The organism is Xenorhabdus indica (genome assembly GCF_014467235.1).
Taxonomy (GTDB): Bacteria; Pseudomonadota; Gammaproteobacteria; order Enterobacterales; family Enterobacteriaceae; genus Xenorhabdus; species Xenorhabdus indica.
The window spans coordinates 200,137-206,445 of the sequence record NZ_NKHP01000007.1 but is presented as its reverse complement, the minus strand read 5'-3'; the positions used below and the strand labels follow the sequence as shown (position 1 = coordinate 206,445).

Sequence of the window (6,309 nt, the reverse complement as noted above, 5' to 3'; positions counted from 1 at the left end):
TATATCAATCTGTTTTTCTATAAAAGCATACCAACCGAGATTGTGTATTGGACTATTTTCATAAAGTGCCTGTTCGTAAAACACATCTTCCTGAGAAGGGTGGAGGGGATATAAGTTCGGACGCAATGAATTCTCAGATATTCTCATAATAAATTATACGAATGTATTCCGTTTACAAGTTATTTGTAATTTATGGTGTAAATGAGTAGATTTAATTATTTGCCTGATCTTAATTAATTTATGTTTTAGCATTCATTTAATTAAGGGTGATATACATCTGATTTTATATCTTTCAATATTAAATTGTTATTTTTGTTTAATAGGTATTGGCATAATCTATCATAGTGTTATTACAGATAATCTCGCAATCTTTCAACACTCTCCTTAATGAAAAATAGTTAATATTTATTGGGTAATGATTGATTTTTTATTTTTGATATTTTCAAGTATACATCCTTATCACCTGCCTTATTTTTTAGTTTGTTTTCAGTAATATTATCATTGCTTTTATTTGTCACTTTATGGTCATAAAACCCTTTGCAGTGCAATAGTGATTCTCATTTGAGTTGATGTCTATATTATTTTTTGTTTATTATGGCCATTTTTTATGGTTTATAGAGGTAAGGTGGTATATTTAAAGCTATTTATAACCGTCTGTTGATGATTTGATTACTATACCAATCTAACTTCAAGATGCGTATGATTTCTCCCCGCGAAGCGGGGAGAAATCAGGTTTCATCTAGTGTTGTAAATTGCAATTTGAAGTTTAATGCGTATATATTGTTGTTTTTTATTTTTGATGAATAATTTTATTAAGTTATTTTGTTAGTAAGTTATTAATGATTTTTTAATATTATTTTTGTTGGTAGCCAAACAAAGTTTAAAACTTAGATAGAATTATTATTCTCCGATTTAAGAGAGTGAATGAATTATAAGTAATATATGAAGGTAAGATCATTTATTATATACCCGTTGTCTTTCAAGTTGCTTTTTGAAATCCATAGGGTATAAATTTTTATCTCGGCTTATATTTGTTTTTGCCGCATTGGTTTTTAATAATCAGATAATCGGCGGTATATTGCTTAAATTTAACCACGCTTTAAACTTTCACTCGGTGTTTCACCATAGCGTGCCTTATATTCTGCACTGAATCGTCCCATATGGGCGAACCCCCAACGCAGAGCGACTCCCGTGACATTGCTTGCTTCTCCTGCCAGTAGCTCTGTACGAACATGTTCCATGCGCAAGTCGCGTAAATACTGCATCGGGCTGATATCCAAAAATTCCCTGAAACCAGAATAGAGACTGCGAAGGCTGACTCCTGCCACTTGAGCAAGCTGCTCTACCGTAATAGGTTCATGGGCATGAGCCTGTAAATATTCCTGCACTTTTCGTACATGTCGTGGGCGAATGGAACAGCGACGATTCGTGGAGGAGCCGCTGTAATTATGCTGATGGGTGGACAGCAGGGTAACAGAAAGTAATTGCTCAATCTGACCAGTAATAAGTTTATATTGCAGAATATCAGGTAGTTGTGTCGTATATTCAAGCAGATAGAGCATCAGGCAGCGCCACGCCTGACAACGTTGCCATTCAAACCCCAGTTCAAATACCAGTGGTTGATCCAAAGGATGCCCCAATTGTCCAATAAGGGTTCTTTCCAGCAAAGTGCGGGAGATCCTGACCATAAACTGATCATTATCGGCACTCCAGCGCATGGAGGTATGCTGATCCGGGCTGAGGATGGAGGCCAGATTTGGTGTTGAATCAAGGTGCTGACCACCGCTTTCAATACAGGCACTGCCTGATAACGGCATCTGAATAAGAAAAAAAGACTCCAGTGCGTTCGGATTGATTTCAACATTAGCCCCGTAACGCAGGCGGCTCATGGAAAAGTCCCCAAACGGGATATAGTGCATTCTGGCATCCAGCTTCCGGCTGCTACCCAGTATATTTAGCTGGTGGGGTTTCATCACCCGACCGACCATTGATTTCACTTCATCAAGATCATGGGATGAAAAAAGTAAATGTTCTGGAGAATTGAGGTGAGACTCAATTTTGGGTACTGCATATTTTGGGTCTGCGTACCTTGAATCAGAGCTTCTGGGATCAGAATAATAGTGAGACCACGGATTGCCCATCATTATTAGATACCTCTTTAAACATTTATTAAAGTTATACAGTTTTCTACTAGCAGTATCCACATTTTGCTTAAATGGAAGATATATGATTATGAATATATTCATAAGAAACCTTACTCATTATTAAGATAGTAATAAGTTTCAATCACCCTCATTCATATCTGTTTTGGCGGTTTTTTTATCCGCTCTCTGCATGTTCTATCCAGACACTGCGTAAATCATAATGACATGACAGATCATGTATTGACCGTTGATTCATACTCTCATTACATAATACCCATACAGAAATGCGAGGCGATTGATCATGGCGGAACGATCATTTGTTAAAGAAGTGGAAAAATTACGTTTGGGTCAGGGGGAACTTTTCCGAGGGGAAGGCATACTCGCTGTGACAAAAGCGTTGTTGGAATCAGGCGTTGCTTATGTTGCAGGTTATCAGGGCGCACCCATTTCCCATCTGATGGATGTCCTGGCTGATGCGCAAGCGATCCTTTCCGAATATGGTATTCGTTTTGAAAACAGTGCCAGTGAAGCAACGGCCGCTGCCACACTAGCGGCTTCTGTTAATTATCCATTACGCGGGGCTGTCACATTTAAGGCGACTGTAGGCACAAATGTTGCCTCAGATGCGTTGGCAAATCTGGCATCCGGTGGCGTTTTAGGCGGTGCGCTGATTATTGTCGGCGAAGATTATGGTGAAGGTTCTTCCATCATGCAGGAGCGCAGCCATGCGTTTGCGATGAAATCCCAGATCTGGTTGCTTGATCCGCGTCCCAATCTGCCTTCAATTGTGCAGGCAGTAAAAATGGGGTTTGCGTTATCGGAAGCCAGCCATACACCAGTGATGTTGCAGATGCGTATCCGTGCCTGCCATGTGCACGGTCGGTTTGTTTGCGCAGATAATCGCGTATCAGCATTCAAAATAAAAGATGCACTGACAAATCCGGCGCGTGAGCTCAATCGGATTGTTTTGCCTCCTGCCAGCTTCTTACATGAGAAAGAGAAAATTCAGGAACGCTGGCCTGCTGCTGTGCGCTTTATTCAGCAGAAGGAATTGAACGAATTTTTTGCTGAAAGTGCTGATGACATAGGCATTGCTTTGCAGGGAGGAAGCTATAACACCGTGATCAGAGCCCTAAATTTGTTAGGGCTGGCGGATGTGTTCGGTAACAGCCGGATTCCGCTATATGTCATGAATGTGGCATATCCGTTGATCGATGAGGAATTTGAACGCTTTTGTTATGGCAAGCAGGCAATTTTAGTATTGGAAGAAGGTCAACCTAATTTTGTAGAACAAAATATCGCCAATATCTTACGGCAGCGTGATATTACCATTCGGTTACATGGTAAAGATTTACTGCCAATGGCGGGAGAATATGATACAGCCACTGTGTTAGCAGGAGTTCGTGCTTTTCTTGAACGTTACGGCAAGGTTGAAGCTGAAGTGTCAGTCGCGGCCTGTCAGGTGCGCATTCCGGCGGTGACTTTGCCCGCTGAGAATTCATCAGATAAAGACTCATCAGACAAAAAATCGTCAGTGACAGAAAATAATGTGGTTCATGTCCGCCCGCCCGGTTTTTGTACGGGTTGCCCGGAGCGTCCGATCTTTACCGCTATGAAATTGATAGAGCGGGAATTGGGTCAACATCATGTCAGTGCGGATATTGGTTGCCACCTGTTTGCCATCTTGCCTCCATTCAATTTGGGGAATACCACGATGGGATATGGGCTAAGTGCAGCGAGCGCAGCAGCATTGAGTGTACCAGTTGTGGATAAGCGAGCGATTTCAGTGATGGGAGATGGGGGATTCTGGCACAACGGCTTGACGAGTGGTATTGCTAACAGTGTTTTTAATCGCAGTGACAATCTGACCATTATTGTGGACAACAGCTACACTTCCGCCACAGGAGGGCAGGATATTCCATCTTCAACTGCTTTCAACGCCAGCCGCAGTACGGGTCATGATATCGAAAAAGCGGTTAAAGGCGTTGGGGTGAAGTGGATACGCACGATCAAACGTACCTATGACCTTAAGACCATGATCCATACTCTGCGGGAAGCACTGACAACAAGTGAACAGGGGCCGAAAGTCGTGGTCGCACAGAGTGAATGTATGTTGAATAAACAGCGCCGTGAGAAAAAAAGGAACAGAGAAACGATAGCGGCAGGACAACGAATAGTGCGTGAACGCTTTGGCGTTGATCCTGATACTTGTACGGGAGATCACTCTTGTATCCGTTTGTCTGGTTGTCCTTCACTGTCAATTAAGCCAAATCCTGATCCCTTGCGTACCGATCCGGTGGCAACAGTATTGAATAGCTGCGTGGGTTGTGGATTGTGCGGGGAAGTTTCCCATGTCGCGGTATTGTGTCCTTCTTTCTTTAAGGCCCGGATCATCACCAACCCCAACTACCGGGAGCGGTTGCTTCATCGTATTCGTAAAGGATTTATCAGTTATTTGCAACGTCGTGATGCTAAACGTCGCGAGCGGTATGACGTTTAAAAGCTAAACCCTGTAGGCTCTAAGGGGAAATTATGTCTATGTCATCATCCATTCAGTCTCCGATTATGAAACCGAAAATCCAACCTATCAAAATTGCGATTTTGGCAATGGGAGGTGAGGGTGGTGGTGTACTGGCAGATTGGATCGTCAATTTGGGTGAAGAGCATGGTTATTTTGCTCAGGCAACATCCGTACCCGGTGTCGCACAACGGACAGGTGCGACGATATATTATGTCGAATTGTTCCCCGGAGCAGATGATCCCGATGTTCCGGCTCCGGTACTGGCATTAATGCCAACGCCCGGTGATGTGGATATTGTATTGGCTTCTGAGTTAATGGAAGCCGGACGTGCAGTCCAGCGCGGTTTTGTGACGCCGGATCGTACTACGTTGATCACTTCAACTCACCGAGTATTCTCAATGGAGGAGAAAACAGCAATGGGTGACGGGCGTGTGGATAGCCATGTCCTGATCCAGCAATCACGACAGGCTGCGTTACGTTTTGTCCATTTTGACATGGCATGGATGGCAGAAAAGAGTGGCAGTGTGATAAGTGCTGTGTTGTTTGGGGCACTCTGTGGTACGGGGCTCCTGCCATTCAGCCGTATGCATTTTGAAAAAACGATTATCAAAGGAGGCGTGGGGGTAAAACCTAGCCTGCAAGCATTTGGCTTGGGATTGAGCAGGGTACAGTCAGAAGAATCCGGCTACCAGCCTTGCTATCAACATTCTCATCATGAGCATTCTCAATATGGCCGCTTAAATCGTAATCGTTTCAACCATAATCGTACCGATGACGAGAGCATAAAAGCTTTTTTATTGCGTATTCGAAAAACATTGCCTTCCTCTATCCATGAAATTGCTGCTGAAGCCGTCAGGCGTTTGGTGGATTATCAAGATCCGGCTTATGCCGATTTATATCTTGATAAATTGCAGTATCTGACTGAGCAGACTGGAAAACATCATCAGCGACTACTGTGTGAAACTGCCCGTCATCTGGCGCTGTGGATGACTTATGAAGACACTATTCGGGTGGCAGATCTGAAAATCAGAGCCAGACGGTTTGAGCGGGTTTACAAAGAAGTGGGGGCACACAGTAAAGAGCTTGTTGAAATTAATGAATTTCTGCATCCCAGAATGGAAGAGATCTGTGACACCTTGCCCGCCCCTGTTGGCCGTTGGTTATCCCGTCCTCATTTTGTAAACCGGATGCTGACAAAACTATTCAGCCGTGGGCGTGTCATTACCACCAGTTCAATTTGGGGATTTTTGTTGCTGTATACGCTGGCGGGTTTACGCCGTGTTCGCCGGCGTACTCTGCGTTTTCAGCATGAAACCGAACGGATTGAAAATTGGTTGCAGCGGATCGTGATTGCAGTGAAACATGACCCGGCGTTGGCTGTAGAAATTGCCCTATGCCAGCAGTTGATTAAAGGATACGGTGATACCCATACCCGTGGATTGCGTAATTTTCAAAGCCTGATGGGGATTATTGATCGCCATCTCGTTCATTTGTCTCCGGCCAACTTGCGACAACTGCGTGAGGCGGCATTAGCAGATGAAGATGGCAGACGGTTACGTGAGTACCAACAGCATCTTGAAGCCACTATTTTAGAACAACGTACTAAAACGACGGTATTAAAACGACAACATTGAGGAGGAGTCA

Annotated in this window: 3 protein-coding genes; 2 read left to right on the top strand and 1 reads right to left on the bottom strand. The window is 43.6% G+C overall.

The features are described 5' to 3' along the window. Window positions 1-1,088: 1,088 nt before the first annotated feature. Window positions 1,089-2,144, bottom strand: coding sequence for an AraC family transcriptional regulator (locus Xind_RS07945; protein WP_246432488.1), 1,056 nt, complete (start codon window positions 2,142-2,144; stop codon window positions 1,089-1,091). 301 nt (window positions 2,145-2,445) lie between these two features. Between Xind_RS07945 and Xind_RS07940 the strand changes: the two genes are divergently transcribed. Further along, window positions 2,446-4,644, top strand: a complete 2,199-nt coding sequence (locus tag Xind_RS07940; RefSeq protein ID WP_187649796.1) for a thiamine pyrophosphate-dependent enzyme — start codon at window positions 2,446-2,448, stop codon at window positions 4,642-4,644. A gap of 32 nt (window positions 4,645-4,676) precedes the next feature. After that, window positions 4,677-6,299, top strand: coding sequence for an indolepyruvate oxidoreductase subunit beta family protein (locus Xind_RS07935; RefSeq protein WP_246432487.1), 1,623 nt, complete (start codon window positions 4,677-4,679; stop codon window positions 6,297-6,299). Window positions 6,300-6,309: the final 10 nt, after the last annotated feature.